Origin of the sequence: Achromobacter sp. ACM03 (genome assembly GCF_014851665.1) — a bacterium.
Classification (GTDB): Bacteria; Pseudomonadota; Gammaproteobacteria; order Burkholderiales; family Burkholderiaceae_B; genus Achromobacter; species Achromobacter aegrifaciens.
The window spans coordinates 735,377-751,330 of record NZ_JACVAD010000002.1 but is presented as its reverse complement, the minus strand read 5'-3'; the positions used below and the strand labels follow the sequence as shown (position 1 = coordinate 751,330).

Here is a 15,954-nt window from a genome sequence, read left to right as displayed (position 1 = left end):
CCCCTATGCTCTATCACCCAAGCCGGATGCTTCCGACGCCGACACAGCTACGGACGAACCGGAGCCATTCCATCCAGATTGGCACGCATCTGATCAACCCGCGATGCCGACTCATTGTCCGACTTGAACTTGGCTTGTTCCGCCTTGAAGTCGGTCTTGCCAAAAATATCCTTGTCCCTCACTCGGAAGTACAGTGAAGTGCTGGCCAGCAAATGATCGGGCCAGCTGCTCAACATGGCGTCATGCACCAGGAAGTCGAACAGCGCCATGACCTTGGGAGGTAAAGGGTTGGTCCCGGCGCTCGCCTCGCGCCATACGGTGAGCAGACGCTTTTGCACTTCACGCTTGGCTTTCATATCAGCGAAAGGATCTTTCGGCTTGTCCTCTTCGGTCAGCGTGCCGCCGCCGCGTGTGATGAGCTCGTTGCGCATTCTTTGCATATCCTTGAGATTCTGTTCCCACGCCTCCATGGCATGCACCGAATTCGGATTTCTCCTGCGAAATTCTTCCTTGCGCTGTTCATTCGCAATGTCCTGGCGCTCCCCCTCTTCGAGCGCACGGTACTCTTCTTCCAGCCGCTGCCATAGTGGCTTGAAACGCTGCGGCGGCAATTCTCCACGGCTCGCGACGGCACGATTCCAACGTTCGTCCTTGAGCGCTTCCAGCTCTTTCAGGCGAGCCGTGTTCTCGGGCTTGTTGCGTTCCTCGCGCGGCAGCATGGATACGCGCCTGAACTCTTCGTTGTATTCCTGCTCCGGAGTGAAGAAATCGCGATCCTGGATCCATTTTTCGGCAGGATCCGACATATCAGCCTTGAAGACGGGATCCTGGTAGCGCACTGCGAGCCACCGCAGGAATACTTCCATGTGTGGAATGAAGTCCATGCCTTTCTCATACTTCACCACGCCGCGATATGCGTCCACCAGTTCAGCGATGCCATAGCTCTGCGCCCCCTCCCCCACGCGTGACGCCAGGGAAAATTTGATGGCGATCAGCGGCCGAACCTTGAAGAGCTGTTCCATGCTGTACATCGCTGCGCCGCTTGCCAGGGCTTGGTGCAACATATCGCGCAAGGGCACCCGAGAGAGTTCCGTGCGAGCACCCAAGGAGCCTGCCGGACTCACTCCAGTGACATCGCCGCTGGAACCTGGATAGAGATACTGCTCGCCCCGAGTCTTCTCCAGACTGTCGATGCGCTGATTGGCGCGCAGTTCATGGCCTGCTGCGAAGTGAACGCACTTCTCCACGGCGGCCGGCACCGTCAAGGCACGGTCCTTGTGGGTTTGCTTCAGCAAGTCGGTAAATGGCATGAATCCCAGGAAGGTGCTCTCGTCCATGATGGAGGAAACGGAGTCCAGCAGGCCAAGAAACCGGATCCGGATCTCCGCAGCGGGAGCCCCCTCCTTCCCCGGCATCACCAGGTCTTGATCGTTCCGACGCCGATACTTCTTGACCAAGTCGTTGATGAATTGGCGAGCCATCACACCGCCACGGTCGGCGCCAAACACGGAGATCTCTATGCGCCGCACATTGTTCATCTCGGCGCTGACCGCGTCATGGGCTGCCTTGAGCTGACGTAGAGCGGCGTCGACCCGAGTGTCGACTCCTGTTCCCATGAGATAGGCGACCGTCTCATTGTCCCGGATCACGGGTACCCCTTCCATCGCGGTGGTCTTGACGACCTCTTTTCCCGCAGTCCATGCGACCTTCAAGGGGTTTCTCTTGAAGCCGGACCAGAACCCCTGTACCGTGGCTTTCGCACGATTTGCCAGGCGTTCGGGATCCCAGGCATTCCATATCCGCACAGCCTTGTCGGGAAGCGTTTTGACGTCCTTCACTACGTCGTTGTAGGCCTTTACCATAGGCTGGAAGGAGCCTTCCTTGATCATCTTCTGCGTCGCGGCTCGTAAGCGCTTCAGAACGTCATGCTCAGGAATCTCATCCAGCCGGGCGATGTTCTGGCCCGCCTTGCCAAGATTCTTGGCGCTTTCGCTCAGCGCCTTGCTGCCCGCGACGGTAGCCGCATAGATCAGGGCGTCTTGCTTTTCTTTTGCATCCTCGTTCAACTCGGTTCCCAGTCCCGAGTAATAGAAGCGAAACCAGAATTGCTTCTCGGGACGCCCCAGATCCGTCTGAATGTAGTGTGCCTCCCAAAGCCTGCAAATGTTCGAATAGAACGTCGGATCATTCCGGTCCACGTCCCGGCTGCGCCCGAAACCATCAAAGAAGAACCCGATCCGAATGACCGCACCGCACTCCAGGCAATCGTCCTTGGGATACGCAGCTTCGTTCTCGGCCATCTTCTTCAATACGGAAGCCGGCGTACGATCTTCCGGCGGCAGGCCACCCGAGGTTTTGTCAACCATTCTTCTCTCCTGAAGCCTTCTCTTCCGCCCTCAGACGTGCAATCTCTCCTTCAGGCATAGCCTCGACAGCCTTGGCAAAGTCGCCCGGTTGGCGGCCCGGCTTGGCCAGCATTGCGGCAATCTTCGGATCTCGATCAAAATTTGGCGAAACCGTAAAATACAGCAGCATGTATTGCTGCATGTCGCGCTTGTCTTCAATACGGTATTCAATCCAAGCCGTCCTCGCTACCTTTCCCACGGCCCTCAATACCGCATAGCCATCCCTGTACCCCTGAAGCGCATCTCGATGAGCGGCATAAAGCCAATCCGTGACGGAAACCAGCGGCAGACGCGTTTGCCCAAGCAACTTTCGGCTCAATGCGATTTCCATGTGCTCGTCGGGATAGATGTGCAACTCCATGTACAACGGACCGTCACCCGAAGGAATCTGCGCCGCAGGGAAATGCACCTTCGTTTCCTTATGAAAGATCACCTCGTCGAGCTTGCCGTCGTACAAATGTTTGATCGCTTCTTCGCCGTCGGCGCCGCTCCATTTCACGACGAAATCGGTGCCTTTCAGCGTGTAGCAACACGTACCCGACCCTTCTCCGCCGCCAACGCCGACCGCACCCGAGCTGGCGCTGCGGCCTGCGTTGTCGGTCAGTTGAATGGTGTCAAGGTCCCAAGGTGTGTAGTTGAAGGCAACCAAGGTCACGCCTTGGTACGTAGGCTCGCCATTGCAGCCCGCCAGCAAGCCCAGCCACATCAGAACGACAATCAGGCCCTTACGCATTTCCCGTCCTCTCCCGCAACAATCCATCCCACACGTCGTCAGGCACATCCTCCAGCGCCTGCGACAGCCCAGAGCCCTTGAATGCGCGCAGCGCGGACTGAATCACCTCGTGTTCATCAAAACGCGGCGATATTGTGATACCCCACGCCACATAGTCCAGCATGTCCCGCTCGCTTTCTATCCCGTAGGCACGCGCCCGCGCCATCTGCTCCAGCACCTGCTCATGCAATTCGTCCTGCCGCAGGTCGCTGCCCAGAACTCCCATATAGATGCGGCGGATTTGTTGGGTCAGCTTGTCCGGATAATCCATATCCAGCAGCGCCTGATGCTGCGCCAACGTAAACGGCTGTGGCGCCGGCAGCGCCGCAGCGCTCAATTCACGTTCTCCACCGCCCTTCCACTCGGCGATGGAACCGTCGCGGCGCAGGTAGCGCATGAGCGTCAGCGGCGCCAGGAAACGCTCGCGCTCGGCTTCGCTCCAGACCTGAAAAGCGCGGTCCAGAATGCGGCTGTCGTAGAAGTGCAGGTAATACTCGCGACCGTCCGGCAAGCCATAGTCGCCGTAGTACGCGCAATGTGCCATTAGTTCGGCCAGGGCCATGGGCGACAGGATATGGGTGACCGCAAACTGCCCACCGTCCGCCTCGTACACCCTGCGCAGCAGCCGCAATAGTTCAGAGGTGTATGGCCCGTCCGTGTCGCGCCCCAGTTCAAAACGCGTCAGATCGTCTATTTCGATCAGCAGGGGCGCGATTTCACCGTATACGGCCAGATCCGTTCCCAGCCAGACCGAACCGTGGCTGACTTGAGCGCTGCTCTTGATCGGCGCGGCCAGCTCCGCGCGGTTGCGGAAATCCACGAGCAGATAGGCATGCATTGCCTCGCCCGTTTCGATGCGGCTGATTTCAGCATGCCGCAACGTCTCGCCAAGCAGGGATTGCCAATCCGTCATGCGCTTGCCCGCCTCATGCCTTGTCCGTGATGGACTGCACGCCATCGTGCGCGTCCAGCACGCATTGTTTGCAGACCGTGAACTGGGGAAAAGCGTAAGGCATGCGGTCCGGCCCCGCAAACTGCTTGTTCCCCGTCTTCACATCGATCCGCCCCGGCGCGGTCACCGTGATGTTGCCGCCTTCCAGCACGATGCTGGCGCCGGCCGCGGTGGCGATGCGGATGCGTTTGGGCGCGGCATACTCGACGTTGGTCTGCGCGCTGCCGATGGTGATGTCCTTCTGCGCCTGCACGCGCAGGATGTCGTGCTGGGCCTGAACATGCACGTCGCCCGTGGCGGAGATCAGGTCCAGGCCGGAGTCCGCGCCGCCCTGCTGCAGGCCGGCGACGATGCCCAGGCCCTGTCCGGTGTGCACGCGCAGCGCGCCCATCACCGCCAGGTTCTGGTCCTTGCCGGCCGACCAGTGCACGGTCTCGCCGGCGGTGTATTGCATGTGTTGGCCAGCGACCTGCGCCAGTCCCGCGCGCGCGGCCATGAACACGACCGGATCGGTCAGGTGCGGCACCTTGCCCTCGGCCGCCTGGGTGTGCTTGGCCGAAGCGTCGCTACGCGCACCATCCAGGCTTTCGCCTGCGACGGTGCCGGACACGGCGCGATGCATGGCGGCCAAGGGCGCCTTGCCGTCATCCAGCACGCTCGCTTCCGCTCCCTTGGAGCCCAGCGCGCTCGCCAGACGCAGACCCTGGTGCGCGCCGACCACGCCATCCAGCGAACGCGCCATCTGGTCGGCCTGGCTGGCCAGCGCCTGCAAGCCCGCAGCCTCGCCTGCGGGGCCGGCGCTGGCGCCAGTGCCGGCGTAGGTGCTGAGCAGCACGCCCGCGCCGCCGCGCACGGCGCCGTAGGCGTCGGTGCGCAGCTCGGCGCCCAGGCCGCGCAGTCCGCCGCGGTAGTTGCCGGCCTGATGAATCAGGTGGCCCAGGTTCAGTTCGCTGGCTTCCTGGCTGCTCTTGATCTGCAGGCGCAGTTGTCCGTCGCTGTCGTCGAACACGATCTGGTTGTAGCCCGAGCCGCCGAACTCCTTGCTCTTGAAGCCGCTCAGCGCGGCGGCGTTGCGGTGGTTCTCGTCGCCGCCCGCGGCGCCATGCCAGGCAGGCGCGTTGCCTCCCGCCAGGTTGGCCTGGGCGCTGGGTGCGGCATCGCGCGCGGCGGTGTAGACCTGGGTGTCGGCTTTACCGCCGTCCCGGCCGCCCGGCGTGGCGGGCGTGCCGCCCTCGCCGCGGCCGTTGTACAGCGCGCCCACGACGATGGGCTGGTCAACGTCGTCGTCCAGGAAGCGCACCAGCACCTCCTGGCCGATGCGCGGCACGAAACTCATGCCCATGCCTGCGCCCGATTGGCGCTGCGCCACGCGGGCCCAGCGGCTCTTGGCCACCCCCTCGGCATCGTCTGCCTGCCAATGGAATCGGATGCGCACGTCGCCGCGCTTGTTGCGCAGGATCTCGTCCTCGCCCTGCGCCTGCACTGCGCCGTCGGCGCCCGTGACGATGGCCGTGTGCACGCCATGGACCGAAGGCGCGCCGCTCAGGCGCGCGCCGCGTGTCTGCGACAACGCTGGCCGCCAGGGGCGGTCGCAACGCACCGCCTGGAAGCGGTTGGCGTAGCCGACCTCGCGCGCTTTCGCCAACACCGCGGCGTCGGGCCGCGACGGATCGGCGTTCGAACCCGCCGCGCCAGGCGCCGCGGGCGCCTCGGTATCCAAGGCCAAATGTGCGTCCAGCCCGCCCAAGCGCTGCGACAGCGAGGCTCGGGTTTCTGGCGGCAGGTTGTTGATGCCGACGTGCTCGACCCGGTCCAGCGCAAAGGCGGGCTCGAAGCCTTCTTCGCCGGCAGGCCCCAGTGGAGACATGTTCTGCAGCGTGAAACGCGTGCCGGAACGGAAGGTACGCACCCCGCCCTGGCCGACAAAAGTCTCAGCGCCGGCTTGTACGGCTTCCATCGCGAGCGTGGCCTGGCGCCGCGCCTCGGCCTCATCAGCAAAGCTGCCGTGGCCTGCCACCTCGTACCATTCCAGGCCCGCGTCGTCAGTGCCGTCTGCCGGACGCGCCAGCGCCTCTGCCGCCACGGCGCGTTTGCCGCCGCCGTGCCAGCCCAGGACGGTGACGCGGTCAGGACCGCGCCGCCACTGGCGCGACATGGCCTGCACGGTGTCGCGCGACTCGGTCGCGCCGGCGCGGTGAAAGCGCACGCCGCCGCCTGCCGACTCGGCATCCTCGGCCAGGCCGCGGCTGTCGGCGAAGATCAGCGCGACGTGGCGCGCGGGAACCTCCGGATCTTCGACCGTCGTCCAGCCCAGGCCTGCTTCGGCCAGCAGGCGGCTGATGAAGTCATAGTCGGTCTCGCGGTACTGCGTGGTGTAGGGGCGCGGCGCCACGCCGGCCTGCGCTTCGGCCGCATCGGGAGCCACGCGATGCACATAGCCTTCGTAGCCGCCCAACACATGGCTGACAATGTCCAGCACGGAACGCGCTTCGAACACGCGGCTGTTGCGCTGCTGCGTGGCCAGCCACAGCCAGGGCGCGACCGTCAGGCGGTAGCGCGCCAGACCCGCGTTGCCCGACAGCAGCTCGGCTTCGCGGACCAGACCGCTGCGGCTCGCGCGGCTGCCGTCGGCGCGCGTGGTCCACAGTGTCACGGGGCGGCCGATCATGTCGCGCAATTCCAGGCCGGCGTCGTCGGATAGCGCGACCACGCGCGTCTGCGAAACGCCCGACAAGGCTTCGCGCGCGATCCAGCCCTCGACCTGCAGCGAGGCGAGCGCGCCCTCGCCTTCCAGGCTGTAGAGGCGGGCGTCGGAACTGAACAGGCCAGGCGTTGCAGTCGGATCCATTGCGGAAAAAAACCTTCTCTGAAGACTCAGGGTTCGACCTGGGCTTGCGGATTGGGGCATTCGGGCGCCGTGCCCCAATAGCCCGAACACACCCGCAAGCGGCATTGCTCGCTTTCCAGGAAGCCCAGCTTGCGGCATTGCTCCAACCGGGCCGCCAGGGGCGAGCCCGGCAGTTCGCGGACGAAGACGCCGTCGTTCTTGTAGACCTTGGTACCGGGCGGCGACGCCGGCGGCAGGCCATAGGACATCAGTGCGGCCAGCAATGCCGCGTCGGAATCGTTGCGCGGCGTCTTGGCGCGCTGCGGCGCGGCCTGGGGCGACGCTTTGGGCGAGCCTTGCGAAGTGATCGCGCGCGGCACCGTGGGCCCGGCTGCCTTGGGCGCAGCGGCCTGCGCCTGCAACGCAGCGCGAGGCTGCGGCGGCGCGGCGGTGACGGCCAACGCAGACAAGGGGTTCTCGGGCGCGCGGTCCTCATCGGCATTGGGAAGTCCCAATTGCGCGAGAGGATGGTCTTCGATGACGGCCGCGGAAGAAGGCTGCGGGTCGGGATCGGCAGCGGCCACGCGCGCACCCGCTGTTGGAGCGGCTGGCGCGGCGGCGGGCTGCGCTGGCGGCGTAACCGGAGGAGTCGATTCAGCAACCACAGGCAGCGGCGGCGTATCGAACACGCTATATAGCACCGCGCCCGCAGCACCCGTCAGCAATAGCAGCAGCAAGGCCAGCGGCAAGCGGGAACGGCGCTTGGGCGCCAGGTGTTTGACTTCGGCGTCCGGCACTCGCCCCTCTAGCGCGGCGAGGATGCGCGACGCTGCGCGTTCATCCGGTGACGGTGAGCGTCCTGCGAGCAAGCTGGGAACAGAGGTCGGTGATCGCGATCTTTTTTCGTCTTCTGCCATGCGAAGTCCCGTGTCTGCAGAGGTCGTCTAAACCCCTGTAACCAAGGGGTTCGAGAATACCTGATGACTTCTTTCGCATCATCGATTCTTGTTACGAGTTCTAAGCCACAGACGCGTTTTGCAACGTCCAAGCGCTTGCCTGAATCCCGAATAGAACAAAAGATTACGCCTTCGTAACTGAGGGACCTCCTTGCTTCTCCTGCTGCCTCTCTACTTTCTGCTCGCCATCGGCGTTTCCGCGTTGCTTGTCTTTCCGTCCTTGCGGGAGGCCACGGCAAGGGGAGCGCGCGCGCTTGCCCAGGGAATACGCCAGGGCATGGCGCGCGGCGCGGGACACGCAGGAGGGGCGATGGGCGACTCCGCGCAGGCGCTGCGCACGGGCTTTGGAAAGGCTGGCGGCGCGTTTTCGGCATACCGCTGGCACATCGCTGCGGGCCTGCTGGTTGTGTTGCTTCCGTCACTTTTCGCTTTCGTCATGCGACACAATCACACATTTGTTTACGAGGATCGAACCGCGGGCCCGGACCCTCGCATCCAGGCTTTGCTGACCGGCGAAAGACTGGTCCCGCCGCCTCCGCTGCCGCCCGAAGCGTTCACCACGCGCGAAGTGGAATTGGTGCGTCCCAACCTGGGCGGCGCCAGCCGCGACTGGAACCTGCTGGACGCCGATTACCGCCAGCGCCTGCTGGCCGCGTACCGCGTGATGCGTGAAGAGCACGGCTACGAGATGGTGCTGATCGAAGGCTATCGCAGCCCCGACCGCCAGGCGGAGCTTGCCAAGATGGGCTCGCACGTGACCAATGCCGGCGCCTACCAGAGCTATCACCAGTTCGGCCTGGCCGCGGACAGCGCCTTCCTGCGCGACGGCAAGGTGGTCGTGTCCGAAAAGGATCCCTGGGCCATGCGCGGCTACGAACTGTTCGGCGAAACCGCCGAGCGCGTCGGCCTGACCTGGGGCGGCCGCTGGAAGATGATGGACTTCGGCCACACCGAGCTGCGCCGCCCCGGCGTCATGCGGCGCAATGGCGGAGCCGCGCAATGATCAACTCCGAAAGCGTCATATCGCATCCATGAGCCGCATACTCAAAACCGGGCTGTTGCTGGCCCTCGTCTTCGGCGTGGTCTGGCTCGCCGTCATCATCTGGTGGCAGGAGTCGCGCACGCTGCCTACGGGCGTGGACATCGGCCTTTATCTGTTCGCGCTGCCGCTGGCGTTGATCGCCGCCGCCTGGAGCGGCGCGCGCATCGTGCGTGCGCGCCGCGAGGCCCGCGCCGCGCCGGCGCAGCCCGCGCAGGACGACGCCGCCCAGACCGCCGAACCCGCTCCCCAGGCCGCGAGTCTGCGCGTGCTGGCCAGCGCTGCCAGCGCCGCCGTAGGCAGCGAGGCCGCCGCGATCCATGCCGCACTGGCCGCGCAGCAGCGTCCGGATCTGGACCCTTCCTTCAAGAACACGCAAGGCTTTCCTGTCTTCAGCGCGCGCGCGCCGCAGCTCGATACCGATGCGCTGCGCGCCGCGGCGCGCGAGGCCCGCGCCCCGGCCGCCGCGCTCGAAGAAGAACGCGTGCGCGCAACCGCCCTGCTGGCAGAGGTGGTGGAGGCGCTGGCGCTGGAAGCGCGCGCCATCGTGCTGAAGCAAGGCGAACCGCAACATGACGAAGCATGGCCGCTGCTGCAGCTGGAACTGCTGCTGCCCGCCGACTGGTCCGACGCCGTGCGCGACCATGCCGTGGACCAGGCACTCGCGGCGGCGGCGTGGCCTGCCAGCCGCATGGTCCAGCGCCTGCACGCCGCGCCAGACGCGCTCACCAGCGACGGACTGCTGCGCCAGCTGGCGCAGGAACCCCTGACCGCGCGCAGCGCCACGCTACGCCTGGTTGCTGTCGCCGACTCCCACATCGATGCGACGCGCGTCGAGCAATGGGACGCGGCCGGCCGGCTCATGTCGAACGCCAATCCCCAAGGCCAGGTGCCTGGCGAAGCCGCGGCGGGCCTGTTGCTGGACCTGGGCGCCCATGCGCCTGGCGGCGAGCCCGCACGCAGCGACTCCGCGCTGACCCTGACCCTGTCCGCACAAACACAGCGCGCGGTCGACGCCGACGCGCGCGGCGCGCTGCATGAGCCACGCGTGACCGAGTTGGCCACGCAATTCCTGGCCGAACAAGGCCAACCCGCTGATGGCGTGGCCGCGCTGATCAGCGATGCCGACCACCGCGGCAGCCGCCCGCTGGAGGCCGCCGGCCTGGCGGCTGCGCTGTTTCCGGCGCTGGACCCCAACCAGGACTGCCTGGCAGTAGGTTCCGGCTGCGGCCATACCGGCGCGGCCGCGCATCTGCTGACCGTGGCCGTCGCGGGCGCCGCCTGCGCCCAGGCCGGCGCGCCCGTGCTCGCCCTCATGACCCAGGACCCGGCGCTGCGGACGCTGGCGCTGGTGTCGCCTTCCGAAACCCTCCCCGCCTGACCCACAAGAACATAGCTCAAACCATGCGCAGCCCCTCCGATCTCCTATCCGGCGCCTCCCGCGCCATCAGCGAAGGCCGACATTGGTCCTCGCGCGCGCTGGCCAATCCGCGCACCTTCATGGCGCTCGGGCTGCTGGCCCTGGTGGTCTTCCTGTTCCTGTTCGCCGACACGGTGGAGATCGGCCTGGTCTGGGCGGGCATCGCCCTGGGCGTATGCGTGCTGCTGTGGCTGTGCGCCTATCTGTGGCGCCGGCGGCGTACCCGCAAGGCCAACAAGAACCTGGGCGACATGCTGGAGCAGCAGGTGCAGACGGGCGCCGCCGCCAACCGCAACGACGTGGAAGCGCTGCGCACGCGGCTGATCCAGGCGGTGCGCACCATCAAGACCTCGAAGATCGGCCAGACCTCGGGCAACGAGGCCCTGTACGAGCTGCCCTGGTACATCGTCATCGGCAACCCCGCGGCCGGCAAGAGCAGCGCCGTGATCAATTCCGGCCTGCAGTTCCCCTTTGCGGACAAGAACGGCGCGGCGGTCCGCGGCGTGGGCGGCACGCGCAACTGCGACTGGTTCTTCACCACCGAAGGCATCCTGCTGGACACCGCCGGACGCTACTCGGTGCATGAAGAGGACCGCAATGAATGGATGGGCTTCCTGGACCTGCTCAAGCGGCACCGTCCCAAGGCGCCCATCAACGGCATCATCGTGGCCGCCAGCATCGACGAGCTGACGGGCGCGGGTCCGGAGTTCGCGATCAACCTGGCCAAGAACCTGCGCCAGCGCGTGCAGGAGCTGACCGACCGCCTGGAAGTGTTCGCGCCGGTCTACATCATCTTCACCAAGGCCGACCTGATCTCGGGCTTCAGCGAGTTCTTCTCCGACAGCGACCAGAGCGAGCGCGACCGTGTCTGGGGCGCGACCCTGCCCTACGGCGCCGAGGAAAACCGCGACGTGCTGGCGCTGTTCGACAGCCGCTTCGACGAACTGTATGAAGGCCTCAAGGAAATGGGCACGGCGCAGATCTCCCTGCGCAACAGTCGCGACCTGCCGCCAGGCCTGCTGACGTTCCCGCTGGAATTCGCCGGCATCAAGCCGGCGCTGCGCACGTTCCTGTCCACGCTGTTCGAGACCAATCCGTTCCAGTACAAACCGGTGTTCCGCGGCTTCTACTTCACCAGCGCGCTGCAGGAAGGCATCACGCAAAGCACTTCCACCGAGCGCCTGGCCGAACGCTTCGAACTGCGTCCCGCCGCGCGCGCGCAGTCGCGCAGCGTCACCTCCAACAATGGCTTCTTCCTGCGCGACCTGTTCTCCAGCGTGATCTTCGCGGACAAGAAACTGGTGCGCCAGCACGCCAGTCCCGCCAAGACGCGCATGCGCTACCTGGCCTTCTTCGGCCTGGTGCTGGCGCTGGGGCTGGTACTGGGCGGCTGGAGCTGGTCCTACCTGGGCAACCGGCAACTGGCGCAGAACGTGCAAGCCGACCTGGACAAGGTGGTGCGCCTGCAAAGCGAGCGCACCGACCTGCAAAGCAGGCTCGAAGCAATGGAAATCCTGCAGGACCGCATCGAACAGCTGGATCGCTATTCCTCCAGCCGTCCGTGGTCCCTGGGGCTGGGCCTGTACCAGGGCGATGTGCTGAAGGAGCGGTTGCTGGCCGAGTACTACAACGGCGCGCGCCAGTTCATGCTGACGCCGGTGAAGGCCAGCCTGGAAGACTTCCTGGCCAAGGTCGACACCTCCGCCGCAGCAGCCAGTGGCAACGCGCCGCAACCGGCGCCGCAGCAGGCCCGCGCCGCGCACGCGGGCAATGGCGACACGCTGTTCCAGGACGCCTCGCCCACCAACGCGGACGACGCCTACAACGCGCTCAAGACCTACCTGATGATGGCCAACCATCAGCACGTGGACCCCACGCACCTGTCCGACCAGATCACGCGCTTCTGGCGCGGCTGGCTGGAAACCAACCGCGGCGCCATGCCGCGCGACCAGTTGATCCGCAGCGCCGAGCGGCTGATTTCGTTCTATGTCGGCCGCGCGCAGGACGAAGGCTGGCCGCAGATCGACACCAATCTGGCGCTGGTCGAAAAGACCCGCGGCAGCCTGCGCGCCGTGATGCAGGGCATGCCGGCGCGCGAACGCGCCTATGCCACGCTCAAGGCGCGCGCCGCGACGCGCTTCCAGGCCATGACGGTGGCGCGCATCGTGGGCGAGAACGACGCGGGCGTGGTCGCCGGCAGCTACGCCATCCCCGGCACGTTCACGCGCGAAGCCTGGGAACAGTACATTCAGCCCGCCATTGGTGAGGCCGCCAAGAAGGAAGTGCAGACCAGCGACTGGGTGCTGGGCGTGAACGCGCGCGACGACCTGACGCTGGAAGGCAGCCCGGAGCAGATCCAGAAAAGCCTGGCGACGATGTACAAGACCGAGTACGCCGAGGAGTGGCAGAAATTCCTGCGCGGCGTGACGATCAAGCCCTTCACCAGCTTCGAGCAATCGGTGGGCGCGATGAACCGCCTGGGCGATCCGCAGACCTCGCCCATCGCCAAGCTCATCAATACCACCTATGAGCAGACCTCCTGGGACAACCCTTCGCTGATCAACGCCGGGCTGCAGCAGGCCCAGAGCGGCGTGGTCGGCTGGTTCAAGCGCGTCATCCTGCGCCAGACGCCGCCGTCCGCCGCGCCCGCCACCGCCGCCAACGGCGAGGCGATTCCAATGGGTCCGGTGGGACGCGAATTCTCCGACGTGGCGCGCCTGGTGGTCACGCGCGACAACCAGTCGCTGCTGGGCAACTACATGGGCGCGCTGTCCAAGATCCGCACCCGCTTCAACCTGCTGAACAACCAGGGCGATCCCGGCCCCGGCGCGCTGACGCTGATGCGCCAGACCCTGGAAGGCAAGGACTCGGAACTGGCCGACGCGCTGAAGCTGGTGGACGAGCAGATGCTGGCAGGCATGTCGGCGACGCAACGCGAGACCCTGCGCCCGTTGCTGGTGCGCCCGCTGATCCAGGCCTACGCCGTGACCATGCAGCCGGCGGAATCCGAGTTGAACAAGGTCTGGAACGCGCAGGTCTACCGCCCGTTCAACCAGACCCTGGCGGAGAAGTACCCCTTTGCCAGCCGCGCCAGCGTCGAAGCCAGCAGCGATGAGATCGGCCAGGTGTTCGGCCCGCAGGGCAGCATCGCCAAGTACGTCAACGACACGCTGGGTCCGCTGACGGTGCGCCGCGGCGACATCCTCACGGCACGCACCTGGGGCGACATGGGCGTGAGCCTGCAGCCCACCTTCACGGCCAATTTCGCGCAGTGGGTGGCGCCGCTCTCGGGAGGCGCGGCCGGCAGCGGCGCGGCCAGCCAGCCGCAGACGCTGTTCCAGATCCAGCCCAAGCCCGCGGCCGGCGTGACCGAGTACACCATCGAGATCGACGGCCAGCAGCTGCGCTACCGCAATACCCCGCCGCAGTGGGTCAATTTCGTGTGGCCCAACGCCCAGGGCGCCCCCGGCGCGCGCATCACCGCCACCACCTTCGATGGCAGCGTGGTCGAGATCGTCAACGAACCCGGCCGCTTCGGCCTGGAACGCCTGATCTCCACGGCCCAGCGCACCGCCAACGCCGACGGCAGCTTCAACATGAGTTGGGGCAAATCCAACGTGACGGTGCCGGTGAAGCTGCGCATCATCAGCAACGCCCAGGCGCCCGGCGCCGGCGGCAGCGAGCCCGGCGGCAGCCAGGGCCTGCGCAACCTGCGCCTGCCCTCGTCCGTGATCGGCGCCTCTCCCGAATCCTCCGCCCAGACGCAACCCGGAGCGCCGCAATGAGCAGCCCGCAGTCCCCCTTGTTCCGCACGGCCTACTTCGGCAAGATTCCCAGCCGCGGCGATTTCGTGAAGAACACTTCACATCCGCAGCTGATGGCCACGCTGGATGCCTGGGTCGCCAGCACCATGGAGATGCTGGCGCAGGAACCGCACTGGAAGGCGCTTTACGACGAAGCCGAGCCCATGCCGTTCGCCATCCTGGGGTCGCGCGGCAAGCTGGCCATCGCCGGGCATCTGCAGCCCAGCCAGGACCTGTCGGGCCGCCGCTACCCTTTCCTTTCCGCCACCTCGGTGGAAGTGCAGAAGCCGTTGGCCTTCATTGCCCGCAGCCCCATTGCCTTCAGCCGCATGTGGAACCGCATGAGCGGCGCCGCCGCCCTGCTGATGCAGGACGGCGATCCCGCCTCGGCGCTGCAAACGCTCAACGAACTGGAAGGCGAAATCCGCACGGCGGCCGACGACGGCTTCGACGCCTTCGTCGACCTGCAGACCGTGGAGCGGCTGGAGGCGATGCTGCGCGGCAACGGCCACGCCGCGCGCGTGCACGACATCATCCTGGCGCTGGGCATCCTGCTGGAGCCGGTGATGTCCAGCGGCTCCTCGCAGCTGGACAAGGGACTGTCGCTGCCGCTGCCGGACGACCCGCTCTACATCAACCTGGTGGCCGCCTACTGGATGACGCTGATCTCGCCCTTCCTGTCGCGCGCGGACTTCGAGATCACCCTCTTCATCGGCCGCATCGCCGGCAAGCACCGGCTGGCCGTGGATTTCCGCGGCGCCTCGCCGCAGACGCTGGCCAGCCTGCTGTCCACGCCGCAGGCGTATGCCGAACAGCACATCGTGCTGGAGGACGCGCCCTGGGTCCGCAACCACGTATCGGCCAGCCACGGCCTGGCAAAGCTGTCCAGCTACCTGGACCAGCCGCGCCTGTCCTTGCGCCTGGCGCTCGACACCTTTCTTGAAGTCTTTACCGGAGCCTGACCATGCGCCTTTCCTTCATGCTCATGGCGGCGCTGTATGCCTGCACGGCCTCAGCCCAGGACGCGGCCACGGTGGTGCCCGCCAACGTCATCCCCCAGCCCGGCCAGGTCGTGGCCAGCGGCGCCGTGCCGGACGAAGCCGCCAAGGCCGATGTGCTGGCCCGGCTGCAGCAGGTGTATGGCGTGGGCAACGTGATCGACCAGATCGATGTGGGCGGCGTGGTCGCGCCGCCGAACTGGTCGGAGCACGTCGGCAAGCTCATCGGCCAGCCATTGAAACAGATCAACCGCGGCCAGCTGGAGATCGACGGCACCCAGATCCGCCTGCGCGGCGAGGTGCAGAATGAAGCCTCGCGCCAGCAGATAGCCAGCGCCTTCGCGACCTCGCTCAATCCCACCTACAAGATCGTCAACGGCCTGCGCGTATCCGCCAGCAAGGACGAACAGGGCTTGCTGGACCAGGTACTGACCAACCGTGTGGTGGAATTCGAGACCGGCAGCGCCACGCTCACCGCGCGCGGCCGCGAGCTGCTGGACAAGGTGGCGGACGTGGTGCCCAAGCTGCATAGCGACAAGGTGCAGATCATCGGCCACACCGACAGCTCCGGCAGCCGCAGCACCAACCTGGCGCTGAGCCAGGCGCGCGCCGATGCCGTCAAAACCTACCTGGTGGACAAGGGCCTGCCGCCCGCGCGCTTTGAGACGCTGGGCGCGGGGCCTGACCAGCCGGTCGCCACCAACGCCACGGCCGAAGGCCGCGCCAAGAACCGCCGCATCGAGTTCCGCGCCAGCCGCTAGGCGCCTGGCGCTTGGCCGGCC

Annotated in this window: 10 protein-coding genes; 5 read left to right on the top strand and 5 right to left on the bottom strand. The window is 66.1% G+C overall.

Annotation, left to right across the window (positions count from 1 at the left end):
* Positions 1-47: 47 nt before the first annotated feature.
* From IB257_RS11680 to IB257_RS11660, 5 genes are read right to left on the bottom strand one after another with little or no spacing between them, the layout of a single operon-like run.
* On the bottom strand, positions 48-2,366 hold the full coding sequence (locus IB257_RS11680; protein ID WP_192492353.1) for a DUF2235 domain-containing protein: 2,319 nt from the start codon (positions 2,364-2,366) through the stop codon (positions 48-50).
* The gene (locus IB257_RS11675) at positions 2,359-3,138 is read right to left on the bottom strand and encodes a DUF3304 domain-containing protein (protein WP_054452049.1); all 780 of its coding nucleotides are present in this window, start codon (positions 3,136-3,138) and stop codon (positions 2,359-2,361) included. The genes IB257_RS11680 and IB257_RS11675 overlap by 8 nt, the downstream gene beginning before the upstream one ends.
* The gene (locus IB257_RS11670; protein ID WP_175180566.1) at positions 3,131-4,090 is read right to left on the bottom strand and encodes a DUF4123 domain-containing protein; all 960 of its coding nucleotides are present in this window, start codon (positions 4,088-4,090) and stop codon (positions 3,131-3,133) included. The genes IB257_RS11675 and IB257_RS11670 overlap by 8 nt, the downstream gene beginning before the upstream one ends.
* A 13-nt stretch (positions 4,091-4,103) precedes the next feature.
* Complete coding sequence (locus IB257_RS11665) at positions 4,104-6,977, bottom strand: type VI secretion system Vgr family protein (RefSeq protein ID WP_192492352.1); 2,874 nt, start codon at positions 6,975-6,977, stop codon at positions 4,104-4,106.
* Positions 6,978-7,003: 26 nt separating this feature from the next.
* Entirely contained in the window at positions 7,004-7,753 is a 750-nt protein-coding gene (locus IB257_RS11660; RefSeq protein WP_054452052.1) for a hypothetical protein, read from the bottom strand.
* 310 nt (positions 7,754-8,063) lie between these two features.
* Between IB257_RS11660 and IB257_RS11655 the strand changes: the two genes are divergently transcribed.
* From IB257_RS11655 to IB257_RS11635, 5 genes are all read left to right on the top strand, one after another.
* Entirely contained in the window at positions 8,064-8,915 is an 852-nt protein-coding gene (locus IB257_RS11655; protein ID WP_054452053.1) for a M15 family metallopeptidase, read from the top strand.
* Positions 8,916-8,943: 28 nt separating this feature from the next.
* Positions 8,944-10,332 carry a hypothetical protein gene (locus IB257_RS11650; protein ID WP_192492351.1) on the top strand — a complete coding sequence of 463 codons (1,389 nt, stop codon included), beginning with the start codon at positions 8,944-8,946 and terminating at the stop codon, positions 10,330-10,332.
* A gap of 119 nt (positions 10,333-10,451) precedes the next feature.
* Positions 10,452-14,156 carry a type VI secretion system membrane subunit TssM gene (tssM, locus tag IB257_RS11645; protein WP_225588949.1) on the top strand — a complete coding sequence of 1,235 codons (3,705 nt, stop codon included), beginning with the start codon at positions 10,452-10,454 and terminating at the stop codon, positions 14,154-14,156.
* Positions 14,153-15,136 carry a type VI secretion system-associated protein TagF gene (gene tagF / locus IB257_RS11640; RefSeq protein ID WP_054452055.1) on the top strand — a complete coding sequence of 328 codons (984 nt, stop codon included), beginning with the start codon at positions 14,153-14,155 and terminating at the stop codon, positions 15,134-15,136. Before tssM ends, tagF begins: the two co-directional genes overlap by 4 nt.
* A 2-nt stretch (positions 15,137-15,138) precedes the next feature.
* A complete protein-coding gene (locus IB257_RS11635) occupies positions 15,139-15,933 on the top strand; it encodes an OmpA family protein (protein ID WP_192492349.1) in 795 nt (264 codons plus the stop codon).
* Positions 15,934-15,954: the final 21 nt, after the last annotated feature.